This is a genomic window from Flagellimonas sp. ABD4_174 (assembly GCF_056160185.1).
In genome coordinates this window covers 2,506,082-2,525,750 of record NZ_JBSWWP010000001.1, presented here as the reverse complement: position 1 = coordinate 2,525,750, position 19,669 = coordinate 2,506,082, and the positions used below count along the sequence as shown (strand labels likewise).

The window sequence follows — 19,669 nt, the reverse complement described above, 5'->3', positions numbered from 1 at the left end:
AATATAGAGTAATTTGAAGAATTATTTCTAATTTGTACTCATAATCAACCGTTTGTAAATGACTTTAGGCATTGGCAGTTTGGCGCCCGATTTTAAGGCAGTCACCACAGAGGGAGAAATCCAATTTTACGATTGGTTGGGTGAGTCTTGGGGGTTGTTTTTTTCTCATCCAGAGGATTATACGCCCATTTGTACCACCGAACTGGGCATGGTAGCACAATTGGAAGAGGAATTCGTGAAAAGGAACATGAAAGCTATTGCGTTGAGTGTTGATGACCTGGATTCTCATTTGGGTTGGAAATCGGATATTGAAAATTCCATGAACGTTACCGTGAGATTCCCAATTATTGCAGATGCAAAGGCCGAGATTGCCCATAAATTTGGAATGATCCAACAAGGTGCTTCCGATAAAAAAACAGTGCGGTCCGTTTTTATAATAGACCCTGATAAACGGATACAGCTTCATCTTACCTATCCCATGTTCATCGGTAGAAATTTTGATGAAATATTAAGGGCAATAGACGCACTGCAACTACATGCGGAACACCAGGTACTTACACCGGCCAATTGGAAGCCAGCTGAAGATGTTATTATAGACCCATCCATGCCCGAAGAGGAAAAGAAAGCTAAATTTCCGGACAGAAAGGTGCAGGGAGCATCGTATCTTCAATTTTCCAGTGATCCATCCAAGAAGAAATAATGCGATTACCTGTAGTATTATTTTAGGCCATTTCCATGTTTTGTTTTGTTTTTAAAATTTGTTGGAGTATCCTTCACTGGTTTGGTATGGCTCTTATATTGAATGGTATCCAATCATAAAAAAAATCTTCCACCGTTGCCATGTCGGTAATTTCCATTGCTCAGATAACTGTGCAGTGTCAGAAAAACCAATTTTGAACGGTTTTTAACTTTAAATCAGGACAAAACCGCAAAATCAGAACATAATGGCAAATTTCAAATAAAATGGGTCTTTCCATTTTGTGAGTTTTACAGTGTTATAAATCAAGAAATAAACCTGTAAACAAAAACATTATGGAATCCACCAACTCTACGGAAAGAGCAATTTTAGGTAAAAAGGAAGCACAGCTTCCGGTTACCGGTTTTGAAATAGACCGGCATACGGCGATCGTAATTGTTGATCCACAAAACGATTTTTTAAGCCCTGAAGGGGTTGCGTGGGGGGCTGTGGGCCAAAGTGTTATGGAAAATAACACCATTGAAAATATTGAAACCCTGTTTAGATTAGGTGCGGAAAACGGTATCCATGTATTTGTGTCACCGCACTATTATTACCAACATGATCATGGATGGCGTTTTGAGGGAGCCTTGGAGAAATTGATGCACAATATCAATATGTTCGATAGGGGAGATCAATTGAATGTAGAGGGTTTTGAAGGTTCCGGGGCAGATTGGCTTCCCATTTACAAGCCATATATCAACAACAAAGAGAAAGTTACCGTTTGTGGACCACATAAAGTGTTTGGTCCGGAGAACAACGACTTGGTACTTCAGCTTAGAAAGCAAAAAATCGATAAAGTGATACTTGCCGGAATGTCCGGAAACCTATGCGTGGAATCCCATATGCGAGAACTTTTGGAATGTGGATTTGAACTTGCTGTGGTAGGCGATGCCACAGCCTCTGCCAAACTCCCTGGCTTGGACGGGGATCAAGCGGCACAAACCAATTATGCCATGATGGCAAGCGAGATATACACGACCAATCAACTCGAAGAAATTTTGGAATCACAAAAGAGCCTTGCCGAAGATTGATTTAAAGAGATAGAAAACAGAGAAGTTTAATAAAAGTTCTGGTTAGTGTTTGTTTAGTTGAAATGGATGGGAGGTACGGCTCCGTATCTCCCTTTCATAAACCGATGGATAAATTAAAACAACAGATTAAAAAGTATGGGTCATGTTTAATAACACCAATATCAATAGACTGCCTTTGGTATTTAAAAGTGACGATGGCAAGAACTATTTCCAATTTCATATTCGTGGTCAACTTGCTTCTTTGGAGTACGATATGATCGGAGAGCAAGAGATCAATTTAAAAAAGCTCGAAATCAGTAAACATCTAAATCGACCTGAGGTGGGAAATGCTTTGATAGAAAGGGTTTTGGAATACTCCTTAAGGGCGGATTATACTGTTGTGCCGACAAATCCAGAGGTTGTGAAGTTTATACAAAAACGCCCAGAATATAAAAAACTCCTATCGGCCAATAATAGCAGTATAGATTTCCATCAAAAGAAATTTCGAGAACACAAAACACTATTTTAAAAATAACCGAAGCCATGAGAACAACAACAAAAACAAAGGTTCAGCTAAAACCTGAACTATGGTCCGTACAACATAAAACCTATCTTTTTGCAATGGCCAGGCGAAAGCTGCCGGAAGCTGCCATAGAGGATGTTGTACAAGATACATTTTTGGCAGCTTTGCGCTCTGCTCCTCGATTTAAGGGACAATCTACAGAACGTGTTTGGCTCACTTCCATATTACATCATAAGATCATGGATTATTATCGAAAAGCCTACTCCCGCCAAGGAAAAGTTATGCACGATGCCTTGCGATTGTCCGATCATCCCAATTGGTACGAATTGGAAAATCAGACAAACAAACCCAATGATGCCGAGATAATCGAATTGCTCAATGCAGATGAACTGATCAGTGTTTTTAATTCGGGACTAAGTGTTTTGGGCAATAGGGAAAAAGAGGTACTTCGATTAAAAATGAAGGGATACAGCACAGAAGCAATCTGCAACACATTGGATATTGAAAGGGTAAATACCTGGGTGGCGCTCAGTCGGGCCCGAAAGAAAATGAAATCCTATTTGAACGAGAACTGGTAAAACAACTCGTGTCCGATTATGCAAAACATTTGGTTACATATTCAATTGGCACTTTGCCGTATCGGGATAGCTTGTATGGGAGCGTACCAAAGGATTAGGTACAATAAACAAAAAAGACACAAATCATAATAAAATGACAGAAATAAAAACGCCGGTGCCACCTTTTACCGAGGAATCCGCAAAACAAAAAATACAACTTGCCGAGAATGCGTGGAACAGTAAGGACCCTATACAAATATCACTGGCCTATACCGTGGATAGTGAATGGCGTAATCGTTCCAGTTTTGTAAACGGACGAGAGGAAATACAACAGTTTTTATCGAGCAAATGGGAAAACGAACTCGATTATAAGCTAAGAAAAGAATACTGGGCCCATACCGATAATAGAATTGCCGTACGGTTCGAATACGAATACCGCAATAAGTCGGGACAATGGTATAGGGCATACGGCAACGAGAACTGGGAGTTTAACGAGCATGGTTTAATGCAAAAACGTTTTGCCAGTATCAACGATATGCCAATTGATGAGCACGAAAGGTATTTATAATCATCAGCAGTATCAAATGCCGAAAAAATAGTCTTTTCTAAAGTTCTGAATCAAAAATAATTCAGCTCTATTAAGGCTGCTAGTTAGAAGTAACAATTAATCTTAAATAGTACACATGAAAACAATGAATTCAATCAAAATTCGGAAAACCATCCTGGGAATTAGTTTCTTTTTGCTTTTTGGACTGGTTTTGATGCATGCCCAATCTCATAGTTACAGTACGGACGATAGTATGATCGCCCTGGACGGTTATAGTGCTGTATCCTATATGGATAATGGGAAAGCAGAGATGGGAAAAAAAGCCTACAAGGCCAGTTTCGATGGACTTACCTATTATTTTACCGATCATAAACAATTGAAGAAGTTCCAGAACAACCCCAAAAAATACAAGCCTCAATATGGTGGTTGGTGCGCCTTTGCCGTTTCACTGGGGGGCAAGTACCGTCCTAATCCCAAAAGTTTCCGTGTGGTTAATGGAAAACTATACATGTTTACGGTAAACTTGGAAGGCGATTTTGTACAAGTCTGGGAAAAAGAAGGTAAAGCCAAGCACATTGCACAAGCCAATAAGAATTGGCAAACCATGAAAAAATTTACAACGTTTGCTCCATAAATCTCTTCATTTTAGTTTGGTTTACTTTGAAGACCGTCTTGCCGACTACCCATACTTCTTATTTATAGGTCGGCAGGCGGTTTTTACTATTCCTCAGATTTCATAACAGGCCAAAAAAATCCAATAGTTTATTTAGAACCCGTAATGGTTTAAGAGGATATTCAGTAGAATGGACAAAGTGAAAATATAATAGGGAAATACAATGTCTATTCGGGATAAACACATTAAAGCATTAACCCGTCAACTCTGAATGTATCTATTTCTAATGATTCCGTCTACTTCCATTTAATACTGCAGCCTATGCTTGGATATTGTACCTTGGCAATGTCTTTGTTGTTCAGCATAGCATCCAATGCATTGGTTAGATCTCTTCCGGATGCAGTTCCCATATTTGGCCTCGATTCATCAAACCGACCTCTGTAGGCCAGTTTCAGGTTATCATCAAATACAAAGAAATCTGGAGTGCATTCCGCCTGATAGGCCTTGGCAACTGTTTGGGTTTCGTCATACAGATAGGGGAACGAATAATTCAAGCTCTGGGCAACATGGGTCATCATCTCTGGTCCATCTTCAGGAAAGTACTCCACATCATTGCTACTAATGGCAATAAATTGGATATCCTTGGCCTGATACTCATTGGCTACTTCCACAAATTTATGGTTGATATGGTGAATAAAAGGACAATGGTTGCATATAAAAACAACTACTGTAGCTGTATTTGACTTTAGTTGGGATAGTGATAGTTGCTTTTTTGATACGGTGTCAAAGAGAGTGAAATCGGGAGCCTTGGTCCCTAATTCCATCATGTTGGATTGTGCTAATGCCATGATATTTGGTGTTTTTAGTGATGGACGACCTGTGGAAACCAAACTTGGTTTCCACAGGTCGTCCTTAAATCAATTAATAATTAATGGTCTATTGGAGTTCGATATTTATATCCCTCGATGCTTTCGTGGGTTCTAGAAATCCCCTATTTCCAGTTAAAATTCCCAATCAATATAACCTTCAGGACCGGGGGAATACAGTAAATCTGGATTTAAAGGTGTCAACTCTTCGTTGTGCTTTAATTTATCTATCAAGTTGGGATTGGCAATAAAAGGACGTCCGATATAAACAAGGTCGTAACCATCTTCCAGAAGGTTTTCCGCTTTAGTTGCAGAATCTACGTCGCCGCCACCGATCATGGTACCATTAAAATTGTCGCCTATGGTCTTCCATATTTGGGTCGCAAATTCTGGAGCTGCCATGGCTGAACGTTGATCGGCAATATGTATGTAAGCAATGTTCTGTTTCGATAATTCTTGAGCCAAGTACGTGTACAGACTTACGAGATCGTCATATTCACCCGACATACCATTTACGACACCATAGGGTGAAAAACGAATTCCAACTTTGTCCGGGCCGATGGCTTGCACAACTTTTTGAACGGTTTCCAAAACAAATCGGCCCCTGTTTTTGTAGTTGCCGCCATATTCATCGTTTCTTTGGTTGGTTTTTGGATCAAGGAACTGTTCCAAAAGGTAACCGTTGGCACTATGGATTTCAATGCCGTCAATTCCTGCCTCGATAAGTTTCTTAGAGGCAGTAACGTATTCGTTTTGTACCTGTACGATATCCTCAAAAGTCATTTCCCGGGGTATATCATGTGGCTGCATTCCTTCCTGATCGGTGTACATTTCCATTTCGGTGAGCGGTACAACCGATGGGGCAATGGTCTCACCACCGTTAGGAAGGTTTAAGGATGCAGAAACGCGTCCGGTATGGAAAAGCTGGACAAACATTCTTCCTTCGTTTTCATGTATACCGCGGGCGATATTTTTCCAACCGTTTATTTGTTCTTCGGTATAAGCTCCAGGTATTCTGGGATATCCAGTTCCATTTGGGGATACGGAGGTAGCTTCGGATAATATAAGTCCGGCACCGGCCCTTTTGGAATAGTATTCCTTCATTAAATCGTTTGGAATGTTATCGATGGCCCTGCTCCTCGTCATTGGGGCCATTACGATCCGGTTTTTCAATTTTGTTCCGGACAATTCAAATGTTTCAAAAACTTTCATTTTTTGTATTTTGATTAATATGATTTTTACGTAGTTGCTATTCTATTTTTGGAATCGGTAGCATACCCACTCTATGCCATTTTTCAGGATTAAGAACAAGTCAGTGAGTTATAATTGGATTGCCTCCGTTTTCGTTAAGTTGAATACTTGAGGAATTTCCAATTGATTTTACCTTAAAGTTCTTTGATCAGACGAATCATTTGATGCGTAAACCCCCATTCGTTATCGTACCAAGCCATTACCTTGAGTAAATCACCATCTACCACCCTGGTCATGTTCAAGTCTGCGATTGAGGCGTATGGGCTGCCAATAATATCCGAAGAAACCAAGGGCTCTCTCGTTGTGGACAGCACTTCTTGGTATCGCTCAGTGGACGCTTCGCTTTCCAAAATTTCATTGATCTCCTCTGGTGTTACGGGGCGTTTGGTAACAAAGGTCATATCCGAAATGGAGCCTACTTTTGCCGGAACACGTATGGCAACGCCATCAAACTTATCCGTAAATTCCGGTAAAGCTTTGGTTGTGGCGATGGCAGCACCAGTGCTGGTCGGAACCAAGTTATCGGCCGCCGCCCGTCCCATACGATAATTTTTAGGGGAAGCACCGTCCATTAAACTTTGGCTTGCGGTGTAGGCATGCACTGTGGTCATGATCGCTTTGTGTATTCCCACCCTACGACTCAGGATTTCAACAATGGGGCTAATGTTGTTCGTGGTACAACTGGCACAAGAAAAAATGGAAGTGTCTCCCAAAGCGGAGCTTACCCCATGGACCACCGTGGGTACATCTTGACTTTTGGTGGGGGCAGATATCACAACTGTTTTTGCGCCGGCCGTAATATGCTTTGATGCATCTTCACTTTGGGTGAAAATACCCGTACTTTCGATAACCACATCAATGTTAAGATCTTTCCACGGAAGGTCTTCAGGATTTTTTTGGTTAAAGTAGGTAATCTTATTGTCATCCACCTCCAAGGTATTTCCTGAAACCGATACATTGTGTTTGTAGGGCCCGTAGGTACTGTCATACTTTAGGAGATAGGCCAAGTTTTCAATAGGTAAAATATCGTTTATGGCCACTAGGGTCAGTTCTTTCGATTCGAGAATTACTTTGAGCGAGGCGCGACCTATTCGCCCCATTCCGTTTATCGCTATTCTTTTCATTTTAATGTATTTAATTTATTTTCCAATTCTTTTATTCGTTGTTTTAGTGGCTGTACAATTTTATCCACTTCATCGGAGGTGTATCGCTGTACGATGTGTTGCGGGCAGTTAACATCCACTGCTTTGATTTTAAATATAATGGCACGTTCTACCTTGGCCGGGTAATCTTCCATGGTCAAGGATTCCATTAGGGTGGCATCCTCCATTTCCACATGGGCCTCTCCCCAAATTTTTACCCTTGTTTTGTTCGGGTAGTCCATTAAAAAAAGAAATGCTTTAGGGTTATCGGCCAGATTGCCCACACTGATGTATTGACGGTTTCCTGAAAAATCGGCAAAAGCGATGGTTGTTGGGTCCAATATTTTTAAAAAACCTGGCGCCCCACCTCGATGTTGGATGTAGGGCTGTCCCTCAGGGTTAGAAGTTCCCATATAAAAGGAATCCCGCTTGCTTACAAAATCGATTATAGGCGGGGTCAGTTCCTTTAGCCAACCCCTGCCGGTCTCCATTTGAGCATAACTTTTTCTTGAACCGTTTTTTTCCTGAAGTTTTTTTACGGTTGAAGTAAATGCAATGTCGGAGGTGAATTCCCCTTGCTGTTTTTTCATACTAATTGGATTAAAGGACGCTTTTTATTATCCTATATCCTTAGTATGATTTTAGGCGAAAACCTGACAAAGGCAATCTTTATTGAAACAATGATTTAATTTTGGAATGATAAATTGGGTCTGCTACCTCCAGAATAGCACTTAACAAATCCGTGGATATAGGCTTATTATTAGGGTATCTATTGCTGCTCAAAAAGTTTTTCAAAGCTTTATTCAATACCGATTCCCCAATCAGTTCACTCAGCTCCACAAATACAAGGGCACCTTTTGAGTAGGCCAAATATGTTTCGCCCGGGGCAACTTTTAGTATAGACTTTCTTTGGTTAAAACCTTTTTCGGCATCGTAGATCTGTTGGTGAATCGCTAATCGCTCCCACATTTTATCCTGACCGTACATCTGTTTGTAGATCATCATTTCCGTATACATGGCCAAGCTTTCGGTAAGCATGGAATATCCTTCCCTAAAATCGGGCTGTATTTGATGCGTACCCCACCAAAAGTGGGAAACCTCATGTCCGGCGAGTTCATTGATAACATCTTGTTGTTTTCCTGCGGTCAGGTTCGCATTGAAGGTCATATGTTCGGTTAGGAATATAGACCCGGGGTAAGCAGTACCCGCAAATCCTTGCGTAAAAGAAGATACTTCTGCATAGTTAACCGTTTTAAAAGGATATGGCCCAAAATGTTCTTCACAGTAATCTAGTGTTAGCTTCGTATTTTCTATTAAATGTTCCACATTCGAGCTATGCTCTGGATGATGGTAAACCCTAATGTCGATATTATGGTGCTTTACATTCTTAACTTGATAGTCTGCCGAGGAAATTGCAAAACGAAACGGGATGGATTGAGCGGCATAAGCAAAGTAATTTCTTTCCCCTTGCTGCCATTGCTTTTTTAACTCTCCGGTCCCCACAGCTACTTGATCGCCAGTGGTGGAAATTTGCATGTTCAAATCTATGGCATCGTTCAAGTATTTTTTAGGAGCTTCCAATTTTCTAAAGGTTGTGCCAAGCGAAAGGCCATACTTGGCACGCGTAATGGAATCTTTTATTTCCCTATCGGAGTCATATCCAAATTGGGGATAATACCTGCTGATCCTCATGAACGAACCATTTTCGATGATGGCATTAAAGGAATCGTGACCGTTCACAGCAAACCATTGATAGTCCAATTTAAATTGTAACTGGACGGAATCGTTGGGTTGTATGGGGTGGGGAAGGACCAGTTCTGAATTTGTATCGTTGAGCTCAAAATTTTCTTGACCGTATTGAAAAACCATGAACCTGATTTTCATTTCCTCAGGGACACTTATTAAAACTGAATCAATAGGCTGGTCGTGTTTATTGACCAAAGTATATTGTCCTTCGATGGTATAAGATTGCTCATCAGGGTATAAATGTACTTTGGTCTGTACCTTTTTTATCGTGGGTTGTGCCATGTTTTGGTACTTCCTAAACTGTTTTTCATACATCAGCTGGGCATTGATAACTTCCTCTTTTTCTTTTTTAGGATGATAGTTCCTTAAGTAAATAGAACTGCTTATAAGTGCAATCATCAAGGATAGAACCATCCCGATCATAAGCACTTTTCTATCCTTGTTATTTCTTTTAAAATAATACCACATGAATAGTAGCATCAAAATAGAAAAACCAAAGACCAAGCGCAATGAGTAGGGGTTTATATAGTCGCCAAACCCAATAAATTCACTATAAGAACCTCTATAACCGGAGAAAAACCGAAGCAATGAACTAGTAAATATACTTTTGGAGATGGGTGTTGCCAATACCAAAAAACACAAAATGGAAACACCAAGAGCTATTGATTTATTTTTGCTCAACAGATTGATCAAAATCATGAAAAGGCCAAGTAGTACTAAAGGGAGTGTGTTGAATAAAACAGCTCCAAAGTAGGCCCGAGCATCAAAAATTAGATGTTTAAAAAAAACTTGAAAGGCTAGTGCCTCTACAATAATGATAAGTGTTAGGGTGGTCAGTAATACCACAATGCTACCGATATGGCCCACTAATTTTTGCGTCGCATAAAAGGTTGTTTGCTCTAAAACGGAAAACCTACTTGAGTTACTCCGCCAGAAAAGGTCATTTACAAAATAAACGGTAAACAATGCGCCCAAAGGGTAAAACGTACTGTTGATGGTTTGTACTAAAAGACCAGAACTTGCATACATTTGAGGTATTCGAATTCCTTTATTGATATCATCATACATTTCCACGCCAACATAAAAAACCAAGAGTAGGACAGTGGCTATAAAAGGTATGCTTTTAAAGATATAAATGGTATCCACCTTTATAAACGATAATATCGCTTTCCACTTAGATTTTTTATTGAATTCCGTAACCGCGGCGGCAAATGGATTTATGGAAGGTTTTACACCCGTAATTATCAACTTTTTTCTACTTTTTTTCTTGAATTTTGGAAGAAATGAGAACGACCGAATCCCCAGAAGTAACATACCAAAGGCTAAGACAATACTAGCCATTCTGTTAATGAGTAAAAGATTTGACAAGGGTACAACCTGGTAATTTCTTTGCTCAAGGCTCAAATCCTTGGCTTCAAAAAAATAGCCCGACAAGCCAAAAATATCCACTATGGCAGAAATGCGTTGAACAAACAGGGATTGTGGCATGGCCTGTGCCATAAACGGCGCATTCGAGAATAAGAGTGTAATCATGTACAACACGTAGAGCAGCACCCCAACAATGGCCACCATTAGTTTATTCTTGTACGACTGCGCCACATAAAATAACACACTGCAGATAACCAACGTGTTGACGACTCCAAATATTAAAAAGGGATATGCAAAATGCCAAAATTGGAAACTAGGATTCAATAGGACGTCTTTGGCCAAATGTATGCCTAATACATAACCTGATATAAGACAAAAAAAACCGAACAACGTGAGTAGGTTAAACGAAAAAAATCGAGCAAAGGCAAATCTGTTTTTCGCTATTGGCGTTGAGAAAACTATTAGTTCGTAGTTGGCATCCTGTTCTTTGAACAAAAGAGGAAAAGCCAAAACGGTGGCAATTAATATGATCGCCAAACTCAAAAGACCGATCATGAATCCAACAGAATACGATGCGTTGACCGCAAGTTCATCTCCTACCGAGATATTGAACTTATAACCGGTTAAGATACCGATACCCAAGAAAAAGGCAATGGCTATATAGGTGGTTTTCTGCCTAGCAAGGGTTTGCAAGTCGTTTAGAAGAACAGTTTTCACGATGCAACTTTGTTTAGGTGGGCAAAATAGGCGAGTTCAAGACTAGGTTCGATAGGAGTAAAACCAGGAGGGCAGTCCGTTTCAAGAACAGTGATGTGCATTGTTCTTTCCACCAACTGCTTGTTTATGACATGGTAGTTGGCTTCCATTGCCGACAGCTCTTCCTTAGTTGTAGGTTTACGCCACAATTGGCCTTCCAATTGTTTCAAATAGTTTTTTGGGGCGTCTTGGGATACTATTTCGCCCTTTTTGATTATTGCCATTTGCGAACAGAGGTTTCTAACATCCTCCACCAAATGGGTAGATAGAATGATGATGATATCTTCGCCAATATCGCTGAGCAGGGAATTGAATCTATTTCGTTCTTCAGGGTCTAAACCTGCGGTTGGCTCATCCACAATTAATATTTTAGGATTTCCCAATAACGCTTGTGCCACTCCAAAACGCTGTTTCATGCCCCCGGAGAAGGTATGTACTTCCTTATCTTTGTAATCCAGCAAATTAACTTTATCCAATAACCATAGTATTTGGTCATGGCGTTGTTGCGAATGGTTAACTCCTTTCAGCTTGGCCAAGTGTTCCAATAAATGATAGGCGGATACCTTTGGGTACACACCAAAATATTGAGGCAAAAAACCCAAATGCTTTTGGATATCCAGCGGGTTTTGAACCACGTCCGCCCCGTTAAAATAAATTTTACCGGTGGTTGGTTTTTGCAGTCCAACAATGGTTTTCATCAGAGAAGATTTTCCAGCACCATTGGGCCCCAAAAGTCCAAATATTCCGTTCTGTATTTCTAGATTTAAGGCAGTAAGCGCCCTGTACCCATTGCTGTACACAAGGGATACATTATCGATTTTTAATGTATTCATGATTAAAATATGTTGGAAGAACTATGCTACATAGTCAATAATATCTCCTGGTTTACAGTCCAAAGCCTTGCAAATGGCCTCTAGGGTTTCAAAGCGTACACCTTTAGCTTTTCCATTTTTAAGTATGGATAAATTGGCCGGGGTTATGCCAATCTCTTCGGCGAGGTCCTTGCTCTTTATCTTTCGTTTGGCGAGCATCACATCAATATTTATAATAATCGGCATAACTTAGATATATAGATCTTGTTCGTTTTGTAATGACAGTCCTTGATTGAAAATTTCTGAAATAATAAAAATAAAGACCCCTAAAACAAGATGTAACGCTACAATGATGAATATTCCTTTATCGATCTCAATAAAGAACGATGAAAAGGCAACGAGCACTATGGGGAAAATCAAATTAGCTGCATAAAACCGCTTTAAATGTGTAACATTGGGTTGGGTAAAAAGTTTTTCCCGGTAGAATACTTTAAACACATTGGAGAGCAACCAAAAAAATAAGGTGTAAGACGAAACAGGCAGTAAAAAGGCGAATAAAAAATACGACCAGTTGTTGTCCAATATTAAAAAAGAAACATCGCTAAATGGATAATTGATTATGGCCCGTGTATCCTCTGTGCGAATATTCGTTTTTGTTAGCCAAGCAAAGCCCCCGTACAATGCAATTACCAAATATATCCAAGCGAGACTTCTGGTAATGGCGTACAATATTGTAGATAGTACTCTTGTTTTTTTCATTGGTTAGATGATAAATATTTTTGCAAACATATAAAAAATTATTGTAAAACAATAATAAAATATTCTTTTGTGAAATATTATTGTTCCTTAAAGATAACTTTCAAGAGGTGATTTTACAGGCCTATTTCATTTTTTGTAAATTAAAGATCCGGTGGATAGAGAGTCTTTACTGACCTGAAAAGTTCTTGATAATACCCCTAGATTGCTACTGTATCCACCCTCATCGTTTCGGAATATTTTACCCTTTAATACTCCCCATTTAAAAATGTAGTGGTCCTCTTCTCTGTAAATTTCAATGGTGGGCCAGTTTTGCTCATTGTGATACGTTCCTATGATGCTATCATTGGTTGAATTGGCTGAAAGCATTTGCGAGTCATCAGGATATTCCAAGTTATCTTCCCTCTTAAAACTATTATCGAAAGAGGTTTTTTCAATTTTTAAAATACTGTCAGCAGGCTGTTCATTGATTAGGTTGTAGGCATAATTTGCCATCAAATGAGGTAATAGGTAAGCTCTGTTATCGTTCGAAAAAGCAATCACCCCGACCTTTTTATCGGGCATAAAAGAAATGTGAAAGCTGATCCCGGCCAGTCCTCCAAATCGGGTCAAAATCCTATCATTCCCATATGCCGCAATATCCCAGCCCAAACTATAACCAGAACGTTGGTAGGTAAAGTATTTTTTGTCCTGGGTTGCGATTGAGGTATGCAGTTCACCCCACGAATCTTTATGTAATAGCACACTATCCTGATTGATATTCGCGGCCAACCATTTGGATAGATCATTGATGGTGGAAACAATCCCTCCCGAGGCATGCATCGTGATATCTGATTTATAGAAACCTTTTTCAACAATTCCCTTTTCTTTGGTAACGGTTAATGAAGGACGAATGTTTTCGAAGTCAAAATCACTGACATTGGCACTTGTGTTTTCCATTTTTAAAGGAGAAAAGATGTGGTTCCCCATAAGGGTTTTCCATGTTTTTCCGGTCACTTTTTCTGCAACCATGCCAGCTAGGATTGGTCCTACGTTGGAATACCGATACTTGCCTGAGGGATCAAATAGAAAATCAGTGTTTAGATCATGTATCAGTTCCTTATTCCCATCCTTGTATCCCAAAAAGGCGGTTTTCCATGTCATCGGCGTACTGAAGGTCCCATGGGTATGGTTTAAAAGATGGGTAAGGGTAATGTTCTTTGTATCGACACTATCTTCGAAATTTAAATCGGGGAGGTAGTCGTGCAACGACTTTTCCAAGGAGAGAACATTTTTCTCCTCCAAAATTTGTAGCAAAGTACCCGTAAACGATTTTGTGCTGGATGCAATATAAATAGGAGTATCGTTACCCAGAGAGCCCTCTTTGCCATTTAAAATATCCCGATTCAATGCAAATGAATATGCCAAGCCGTTTTCGTCGACCACGGCGAAGATGAAATCCCCATACATTTCTTTTTCAAGATAAATGTCCTTTACCTTGTTTTGAAATTGCGTTGCAAAAACGGGGTGGTTTTCAGCAAAAATTTCAGAATTGGTGGGAGCGATAACCTTGTTGGTCCCGCATCCGTTAGCTATTAATATTAGAATTGGAATAAGTAACAATCTCATGATGTTTTTGTTTTTTTTGATGCAAAGGTTGGACGAGTAAACTCCGGTCGAGGTTACTTAGATTATCTTTTGAGTGTTGTGCAGGTTGCAAATTGCTTAAACTTCCTCAAAAAGAATTTCCATGGGTTTTCTTACCTTTTTTCTGAACTGGGTGTGGTCTTCGGAAGAACGATATCCGACCGTTGCAATTACCGCTGCATTTAAACCCTGCTCCTCAAGACCCAGAATGGCATTGAACTTTTCAGGTTCAAACCCCTCAATAGGACAGGAATCAATTTTTAGTTCCGCACAGGCGGCCAATAGATTGGAAAGAGCCAAATAGGTTTGCTTTTGAGACCAGCTTTGCCATTCCACATCCGATTTACTCGATGTACTCTGCTTGATCAGATTACTGTACCCCTCAAGTTTCTCGATCGGGGTGTCCTGAATTTTAGAGGTAGCTCTAATGTAATCATCAATATGCTCGTTTTTTCTTTCGGTATAATTACAAAAAACAAAAATATGGGAGGCGTCGGTAAGCTGATCTTGGCCCCATGCGGCAGGCTTTAATTTTTCTTTAAGTTCCTTGTTGGAGACAATTAGAACTTTATACAGCTGAAGCCCGTAGGATGAAGCGGAAAGTTGCACAGCCTCTTTCAGTTTTTGTAGCTCGTCCTTGCTTACCATTTTTGAAGCATCAAATTTTTTGGTGGCATAACGCCATTTTAGGTTTTCTACTAGATTCATTGTCTTGGATTTTTAATTGAATGTTTTAAACTTTATTGATTAATAGAATGCCGATCACCATTGTTATCAATCCAACCATTTTTTTTATGGCCATCGGTTCTTGGGGCAGTCCAAACCAGCCAAAATGCCCGGCGATTGCTGAAAAAATAAGTTGACCGAACAAACCAACGGAGATCATAGTGGATATGCCCAGCTTCGGGATCGTGTAGTAGTAGAGTCCTATCCCTATCACGCTAAAAAGAGCTCCAGTGAACCATAAATGTTTTGGAATACTCCATAGTTGAGAGGCGTTAGGAATGTTTTTGATACTAATCACCACTACCACTAATGCAAAGAGCGTACTAAAAAAAAATGCCGTGAGCGAAGCCAACAACGGATTTTTTAATTGAACGCCCAATTGTGCATTTAATCCACCTTGCATGGCCAGAAACACTCCGCCTACAAAAGCCAATAAAATGTTGATATACTGATTCATGATTTCACATTTGATGTCACAAAACTAGAGTGATGCCTAGGAGTAATTCTTAAGGTAGCTTAAGAAATCGGAAGCGGGGTAGAGCTAATTTTGATATCTGATCAGTTGCTGGGTTTCTTAACCAAAGTCAATGTGGATGTGATGGTCACAAAATATTTTTGTGGGAATGGGAAAACAAGCATCAAATAGAGAGAATCCAATGATATTTTTAGAATCAAAATCCAATTATGGAAACAGGCCACGGTTTTTTGAGAAACTGATAGTAGGTTCAGATAGTGGGTCCAAAAAACTGCGTGCTGGCACCCAACTTGGAATTTGCTTAACAGCTTTGTTGTTCGCAACATTTTCCTGTTTTGGAAATAATAGTTTCCAAAAAAAACCACCAGTATCGATTGATATGGTTATAAAAACAGAAAAAGTTGCCATTGGAGGAACCCTGGTAATCCCCTCTCATTTAAAAACTACATCGCTTGTTATTATGAGTTCGGGAAGTGGCCCACAGGATAGGGATGAAACTTTGGAGGGATTTAAGATATTTAAGACCATTGCCGAGCATTTGGCAGCTAATGGAATTGCTTCTTTCCGATACGATGATAGGGGAGTTGGAGAGAGTACCGGGGATTTTGTAAATAGCACGCTCGATGACCACGCCAAGGATCTGGAAAGCATCATAGACTATTTTAAAGTGTCAAAATCCCATACGTTCAAAAGTTTTGCTCTATTAGGGCATAGTCAAGGTGGAATTGTGGTCTCTAAAGTCGCGGTTGCAAACACATCAGTTAAGAAAGTAATTTTAATGGGGGCTCCGGCAGTGCCATTGATCGATGTCGTGCTTTATCAAATTAGAGAGGAGCATAAACAATTGGGTATTTCACCCTCATTGATAGAGGAGGATGTTTCAGCTCACAATAGGTTAATGCGAGCCATAAAAGACCAGAACAATATCGAAACAGCGCTTGAAACGTTCCAAAATACAAATCAAACTATTTTACGGTTCCAAAATTCAGAAAAGGAATTGGATTTGAAGAAGATAGCGGAGCAAGTCAGGGTTACCGCAAAAGAATACCATATTATCTATGGTTTACCTTCTTTAACATCTTTTTTGTATTACGACCCTTCCAAGGATTTTGAACAATTCAATATTCCTGTTTTAAGTCTGTTTGGCGGGCTGGATTTTCAAGTGCCCATTCATCAAAATAAAGATAGAATGGAAAATGCTTTGCTGAGTGCAGGGACAAGTTATCAATTTAAAACCTTTGATAAGGCCAACCATTTCTTTCAAAAAGCCGAGACCGGCAATCGCGATGAATATTCAAAACTTGAAAAGAGATTTGTTGATGGATTTTTAGATGAAATTTCCAGTTGGCTGGTTGATGAATAGGCATTTCTGAATGATATTTTATAGGTTCCCCTACACTGATTTTTTTACACTGATCTAAATGGTATGTTACCAGTACAAATATTTTTGAAAGGGTAATGTTTGTAGCACGACCGAGAAGACATAATTTAACAGAATTAAAAAGTACACTGTTCTACCCACAGGTTACGATAAAAACCATTACAAACACAACGAGTTATCATGAGAAAATTCTACCTCCTTATTTTGATGGCCTTTAGCTTTTGCTCAGAGAGTTTTGGTCAAAAACTACCTACCAAAACACAAGATTTGGTTCAGCGATTGGACAACTATTTATCGGCATCCGAGACCAATGGATATAATGGTGCGGTATTTGTTGTTAAGGGCAATGAAGTTATTCTGGATAAAGGCTATGGCTGGGCAAACACGGCGGATTCGATTTATAATACCAAAGAAACCGTTTTTGATATTTGTTCTGTTACCAAACAATTTACTGCAGCTGCCATCCTAAAATTGGAGGAAGAAGGAAGGCTTAAACTGGATAACCCTTTACACATCTATTTTAAAGACATGCCTTTGGACAAGGCAAATATCACAATTCACCAATTGTTGACACATACCGCAGGTTTTTCCCATGGCATCGGCGAAGGGGATTTTGATCATATTCCAGAGGCAGAGTATTTTGATCGGTTGTTCTCCAGCGAACTTAGATTTGAACCCGGCGAAAAGTATAGTTACTCCAATTCCGGGTATAGCGTACTTGGTAAAATTATTGAAAAAGTATCTGGAAAATCCTACGAGACCTTTCTTCAGGAAAAATTATTTGCTCCTTCCGGAATGACACAGACCGGCTATATTTTGCCCAATTGGAACTTGAACCATGTAGCCAATGAGTATGTGTACAATGTAATTGATAAAGGAAATCATGTTGATCGATATCTAGCGGATGGAAAAATCGCATGGCCTTTAAAAGCCAATGGGGGAATCAACTCTACTTTGCAAGATATGTATAGATGGTATTTGGCATTGAGAGATCAAAAAGTGTTGCGTAAAGCCTCCATAGATCTATTGACCCGGCCTCATGTTCAGGAACAAGTGGGGCAGTCTACCTATTATGCGTATGGATGGGCCATTTTTGAATCGGATAGAAATACCAAAATAATTGGTCATAACGGATTCAATGGGGTGAGCTATTTTGAGTTTCTTTGGTTTCCAGAAGAAGATGCCCTTATTTTATTCGCCTCCAATTCGTCCACTAGAGAAACATCAAGAATGCCCATTGAGTTGGAAAGAATACTTTTTGATGATGGATATGTTGCTGAACCTTATCCTCAAAATTTGGTAATGCAACTAGTTCACTTTGTAGAAGATTTTTCCGGCACCCACAAAGAACTGTCCGCTGCTATAAAGAAGAAATATAGCGCAGAATTGGATTCACCTTCGCACCTAAATCGATTAAGTGGTCTGTACTTGAGAGAACAAGAACAGGAAAAGGCCTTGGCAATTGCACGGTTGAACTGTGATTTATTTCCCAATGACGGAAATATTTGGGATACATTGGGAGAAGTTTACATGGCATCCAATAGAGATGAGGATGCTATAAAAAGTTATAGGAAGGCCCTGGAGCTTAAGCCAAAAGAGGATTGTTTCTATTGTGAAAACGCACTAGAACAAATCGAGAAATTAACGCAACGCAAAAATTAAAAATCTAATTAGCATGCCTCATTTTGTCCTCGACTGCTCCAATACGATGCTTGAGATGCAGTCACCAAAACTATGGCTTAACTATATTCAATGTTAAAGAAATTATACTATCTGTGTTTGGTGGAGCATAGTTCTTCAACATAAAAATTAAGAAATGGAAGTAAAAATTACCAGTATAGATAAAACAGAATACAAGGAAGTTGTAGATATATGGGAAGCCTCTGTGAGAGCTACTCACCACTTCTTAAAAGAAGAGGACATAGCCTATTTCAAGCCTTTAATTTTAAATACCTATTTAGATGCTGTTGATTTAAAAGGTATTAGAGATGAAAATGGAAAAATAATGGGCTTTCTTGGAGTGGCCGATCAAAATTTGGAAATGCTATTCATCCATCCATCATATATAGGAAAAGGAATAGGAAAGACCTTGTTGGATTTTGGTATCAACCATTTAAATGTGACTAAAGTTGATGTTAATGAGCAGAATGAACATGCTGTTGGGTTTTATAAACATTGCCGATTTGTGGTAATTGGACGCTCAGAATTGGATTCATTGGGAAAGCCTTACCCGATTTTGCATATGAAACTAGAAAAATGAAATTAAAATCTATCGCTTTAACAATGCTGTTGGTTTTTACTTTAAGTTTAACCAAAGCACAAGAACAAAATACTAAAGCTAAAGATTCGCTTCTCCGGTTAATGGAACAGTATTACAAGCTGAACCTAAAAGTTTTCCAACAAAACTCGACTCCTGAAGACATTGACAACATCTTTGAACTCTTTACGGACGATTTTACTTATGTGCACCCTCAATATGGAGGGGTGTATACTAGGGAAGACCTATATAACGGTTACATGCGCAACCAGAAAAATGGCGGTTATGATGGTAGTGTGGTCGATATACGAGTCGAAAATAAAATTGTTGGGCTGAATGCCATCGCTGTAAGCAAGCGATTCATTAAATTGGTACAGAACAAAACTGTTGAAGGTGATGCTCAAATGGCTCTTTTCGAATTTAGGGACGGGAAGATTTCCAGGATTTATGAGTATTGGTAGTTCCTAAATGAAATAATTAACAATCAAACAGAAAAATCAAATCAATTAAAAGAATGT

21 protein-coding genes are annotated in these 19,669 nt (G+C 39.4%); 10 read left to right on the top strand and 11 right to left on the bottom strand.

Annotated features, from left to right (window positions below; all coding sequences use genetic code 11):
- Positions 1-58: 58 nt before the first annotated feature.
- From ACXAFK_RS11200 to ACXAFK_RS11175, 6 genes are all read left to right on the top strand, one after another.
- On the top strand, positions 59-700 hold the full coding sequence (locus tag ACXAFK_RS11200) for a peroxiredoxin (protein WP_474957814.1): 642 nt from the start codon (positions 59-61) through the stop codon (positions 698-700).
- A 332-nt stretch (positions 701-1,032) separates the two neighbouring features.
- The gene (locus ACXAFK_RS11195) at positions 1,033-1,770 is read left to right on the top strand and encodes a cysteine hydrolase family protein (protein ID WP_224837082.1); all 738 of its coding nucleotides are present in this window, start codon (positions 1,033-1,035) and stop codon (positions 1,768-1,770) included.
- Positions 1,771-1,912: 142 nt separating this feature from the next.
- Positions 1,913-2,278 (top strand): GNAT family N-acetyltransferase, encoded by a 366-nt coding sequence (locus ACXAFK_RS11190; RefSeq protein ID WP_474957813.1) that lies wholly within the window; start codon positions 1,913-1,915, stop codon positions 2,276-2,278.
- Positions 2,279-2,292: 14 nt separating this feature from the next.
- Positions 2,293-2,850, top strand: coding sequence for a sigma-70 family RNA polymerase sigma factor (locus ACXAFK_RS11185; RefSeq protein WP_474957812.1), 558 nt, complete (start codon positions 2,293-2,295; stop codon positions 2,848-2,850).
- 133 nt (positions 2,851-2,983) lie between these two features.
- Positions 2,984-3,397 (top strand): nuclear transport factor 2 family protein, encoded by a 414-nt coding sequence (locus ACXAFK_RS11180; protein ID WP_224837085.1) that lies wholly within the window; start codon positions 2,984-2,986, stop codon positions 3,395-3,397.
- Positions 3,398-3,521: 124 nt separating this feature from the next.
- Positions 3,522-4,010: a YHS domain-containing (seleno)protein gene (locus tag ACXAFK_RS11175; protein WP_474957811.1), complete on the top strand. Its 489-nt coding sequence runs from the start codon at positions 3,522-3,524 to the stop codon at positions 4,008-4,010.
- Between the two features lie 275 nt (positions 4,011-4,285).
- Here ACXAFK_RS11175 and ACXAFK_RS11170 read toward each other — a convergent pair whose 3' ends face one another.
- From ACXAFK_RS11170 to ACXAFK_RS11120, 11 genes are all read right to left on the bottom strand, one after another.
- Entirely contained in the window at positions 4,286-4,837 is a 552-nt protein-coding gene (locus tag ACXAFK_RS11170) for a thioredoxin family protein (RefSeq protein ID WP_474957810.1), read from the bottom strand.
- 153 nt (positions 4,838-4,990) lie between these two features.
- Positions 4,991-6,067, bottom strand: coding sequence for an alkene reductase (locus tag ACXAFK_RS11165; protein WP_369884339.1), 1,077 nt, complete (start codon positions 6,065-6,067; stop codon positions 4,991-4,993).
- Positions 6,068-6,240: 173 nt separating this feature from the next.
- Positions 6,241-7,230 carry a type I glyceraldehyde-3-phosphate dehydrogenase gene (gap, locus tag ACXAFK_RS11160; protein WP_474957809.1) on the bottom strand — a complete coding sequence of 330 codons (990 nt, stop codon included), beginning with the start codon at positions 7,228-7,230 and terminating at the stop codon, positions 6,241-6,243.
- Positions 7,227-7,838 (bottom strand): pyridoxamine 5'-phosphate oxidase family protein, encoded by a 612-nt coding sequence (locus ACXAFK_RS11155; protein ID WP_474957808.1) that lies wholly within the window; start codon positions 7,836-7,838, stop codon positions 7,227-7,229. Before ACXAFK_RS11155 ends, gap begins: the two co-directional genes overlap by 4 nt.
- A gap of 79 nt (positions 7,839-7,917) precedes the next feature.
- On the bottom strand, positions 7,918-11,079 hold the full coding sequence (locus tag ACXAFK_RS11150) for an ABC transporter permease/M1 family aminopeptidase (protein WP_474957807.1): 3,162 nt from the start codon (positions 11,077-11,079) through the stop codon (positions 7,918-7,920).
- Positions 11,076-11,951 carry an ABC transporter ATP-binding protein gene (locus tag ACXAFK_RS11145; RefSeq protein ID WP_474957806.1) on the bottom strand — a complete coding sequence of 292 codons (876 nt, stop codon included), beginning with the start codon at positions 11,949-11,951 and terminating at the stop codon, positions 11,076-11,078. Before ACXAFK_RS11145 ends, ACXAFK_RS11150 begins: the two co-directional genes overlap by 4 nt.
- A gap of 21 nt (positions 11,952-11,972) precedes the next feature.
- Positions 11,973-12,176 carry a helix-turn-helix domain-containing protein gene (locus ACXAFK_RS11140; RefSeq protein ID WP_014034008.1) on the bottom strand — a complete coding sequence of 68 codons (204 nt, stop codon included), beginning with the start codon at positions 12,174-12,176 and terminating at the stop codon, positions 11,973-11,975.
- 3 nt (positions 12,177-12,179) lie between these two features.
- The gene (locus ACXAFK_RS11135) at positions 12,180-12,689 is read right to left on the bottom strand and encodes a DUF2975 domain-containing protein (protein WP_474957805.1); all 510 of its coding nucleotides are present in this window, start codon (positions 12,687-12,689) and stop codon (positions 12,180-12,182) included.
- Between the two features lie 126 nt (positions 12,690-12,815).
- Positions 12,816-14,294 (bottom strand): serine hydrolase domain-containing protein, encoded by a 1,479-nt coding sequence (locus ACXAFK_RS11130; protein WP_474957804.1) that lies wholly within the window; start codon positions 14,292-14,294, stop codon positions 12,816-12,818.
- 96 nt (positions 14,295-14,390) lie between these two features.
- Positions 14,391-15,020: an NAD(P)H-dependent oxidoreductase gene (locus ACXAFK_RS11125; protein ID WP_224837095.1), complete on the bottom strand. Its 630-nt coding sequence runs from the start codon at positions 15,018-15,020 to the stop codon at positions 14,391-14,393.
- Positions 15,021-15,045: 25 nt separating this feature from the next.
- A complete protein-coding gene (locus ACXAFK_RS11120; RefSeq protein WP_369884345.1) occupies positions 15,046-15,495 on the bottom strand; it encodes a DMT family transporter in 450 nt (149 codons plus the stop codon).
- Positions 15,496-15,661: 166 nt separating this feature from the next.
- Here ACXAFK_RS11120 and ACXAFK_RS11115 point away from each other — a divergent pair, with 166 nt between their 5' ends.
- From ACXAFK_RS11115 to ACXAFK_RS11100, 4 genes are all read left to right on the top strand, one after another.
- A complete protein-coding gene (locus tag ACXAFK_RS11115) occupies positions 15,662-16,876 on the top strand; it encodes an alpha/beta hydrolase family protein (RefSeq protein ID WP_474957803.1) in 1,215 nt (404 codons plus the stop codon).
- Between the two features lie 198 nt (positions 16,877-17,074).
- Entirely contained in the window at positions 17,075-18,556 is a 1,482-nt protein-coding gene (locus tag ACXAFK_RS11110) for a serine hydrolase domain-containing protein (RefSeq protein ID WP_474957802.1), read from the top strand.
- A gap of 154 nt (positions 18,557-18,710) precedes the next feature.
- Positions 18,711-19,154: a GNAT family N-acetyltransferase gene (locus ACXAFK_RS11105; protein ID WP_474957801.1), complete on the top strand. Its 444-nt coding sequence runs from the start codon at positions 18,711-18,713 to the stop codon at positions 19,152-19,154.
- Positions 19,151-19,612, top strand: a complete 462-nt coding sequence (locus tag ACXAFK_RS11100; RefSeq protein ID WP_474957800.1) for a nuclear transport factor 2 family protein — start codon at positions 19,151-19,153, stop codon at positions 19,610-19,612. The genes ACXAFK_RS11105 and ACXAFK_RS11100 overlap by 4 nt, the downstream gene beginning before the upstream one ends.
- The last annotated feature ends 57 nt before the right edge of the window (positions 19,613-19,669 follow it).

What these genes read in the sequence shown, in the direction of transcription:
- ACXAFK_RS11200 (WP_474957814.1), top strand. Translation starts at nt 59, where the DNA reads ATGACTTTAGGCATTGGCAGTTTGGCGCCCGATTTTAAGGCAGTCACC.
- ACXAFK_RS11195 (WP_224837082.1), top strand. Translation starts at nt 1,033, where the DNA reads ATGGAATCCACCAACTCTACGGAAAGAGCAATTTTAGGTAAAAAGGAA.
- ACXAFK_RS11190 (WP_474957813.1), top strand. Translation starts at nt 1,913, where the DNA reads ATGTTTAATAACACCAATATCAATAGACTGCCTTTGGTATTTAAAAGT.
- ACXAFK_RS11185 (WP_474957812.1), top strand. Translation starts at nt 2,293, where the DNA reads ATGAGAACAACAACAAAAACAAAGGTTCAGCTAAAACCTGAACTATGG.
- ACXAFK_RS11180 (WP_224837085.1), top strand. Translation starts at nt 2,984, where the DNA reads ATGACAGAAATAAAAACGCCGGTGCCACCTTTTACCGAGGAATCCGCA.
- ACXAFK_RS11175 (WP_474957811.1), top strand. Translation starts at nt 3,522, where the DNA reads ATGAATTCAATCAAAATTCGGAAAACCATCCTGGGAATTAGTTTCTTT.
- ACXAFK_RS11170 (WP_474957810.1), bottom strand. Translation starts at nt 4,837, where the DNA reads ATGGCATTAGCACAATCCAACATGATGGAATTAGGGACCAAGGCTCCC.
- ACXAFK_RS11165 (WP_369884339.1), bottom strand. Translation starts at nt 6,067, where the DNA reads ATGAAAGTTTTTGAAACATTTGAATTGTCCGGAACAAAATTGAAAAAC.
- gap (WP_474957809.1), bottom strand. Translation starts at nt 7,230, where the DNA reads ATGAAAAGAATAGCGATAAACGGAATGGGGCGAATAGGTCGCGCCTCG.
- ACXAFK_RS11155 (WP_474957808.1), bottom strand. Translation starts at nt 7,838, where the DNA reads ATGAAAAAACAGCAAGGGGAATTCACCTCCGACATTGCATTTACTTCA.
- ACXAFK_RS11145 (WP_474957806.1), bottom strand. Translation starts at nt 11,951, where the DNA reads ATGAATACATTAAAAATCGATAATGTATCCCTTGTGTACAGCAATGGG.
- ACXAFK_RS11140 (WP_014034008.1), bottom strand. Translation starts at nt 12,176, where the DNA reads ATGCCGATTATTATAAATATTGATGTGATGCTCGCCAAACGAAAGATA.
- ACXAFK_RS11135 (WP_474957805.1), bottom strand. Translation starts at nt 12,689, where the DNA reads ATGAAAAAAACAAGAGTACTATCTACAATATTGTACGCCATTACCAGA.
- ACXAFK_RS11130 (WP_474957804.1), bottom strand. Translation starts at nt 14,294, where the DNA reads ATGAGATTGTTACTTATTCCAATTCTAATATTAATAGCTAACGGATGC.
- ACXAFK_RS11125 (WP_224837095.1), bottom strand. Translation starts at nt 15,020, where the DNA reads ATGAATCTAGTAGAAAACCTAAAATGGCGTTATGCCACCAAAAAATTT.
- ACXAFK_RS11120 (WP_369884345.1), bottom strand. Translation starts at nt 15,495, where the DNA reads ATGAATCAGTATATCAACATTTTATTGGCTTTTGTAGGCGGAGTGTTT.
- ACXAFK_RS11115 (WP_474957803.1), top strand. Translation starts at nt 15,662, where the DNA reads ATGGGAAAACAAGCATCAAATAGAGAGAATCCAATGATATTTTTAGAA.
- ACXAFK_RS11110 (WP_474957802.1), top strand. Translation starts at nt 17,075, where the DNA reads ATGAGAAAATTCTACCTCCTTATTTTGATGGCCTTTAGCTTTTGCTCA.
- ACXAFK_RS11105 (WP_474957801.1), top strand. Translation starts at nt 18,711, where the DNA reads ATGGAAGTAAAAATTACCAGTATAGATAAAACAGAATACAAGGAAGTT.
- ACXAFK_RS11100 (WP_474957800.1), top strand. Translation starts at nt 19,151, where the DNA reads ATGAAATTAAAATCTATCGCTTTAACAATGCTGTTGGTTTTTACTTTA.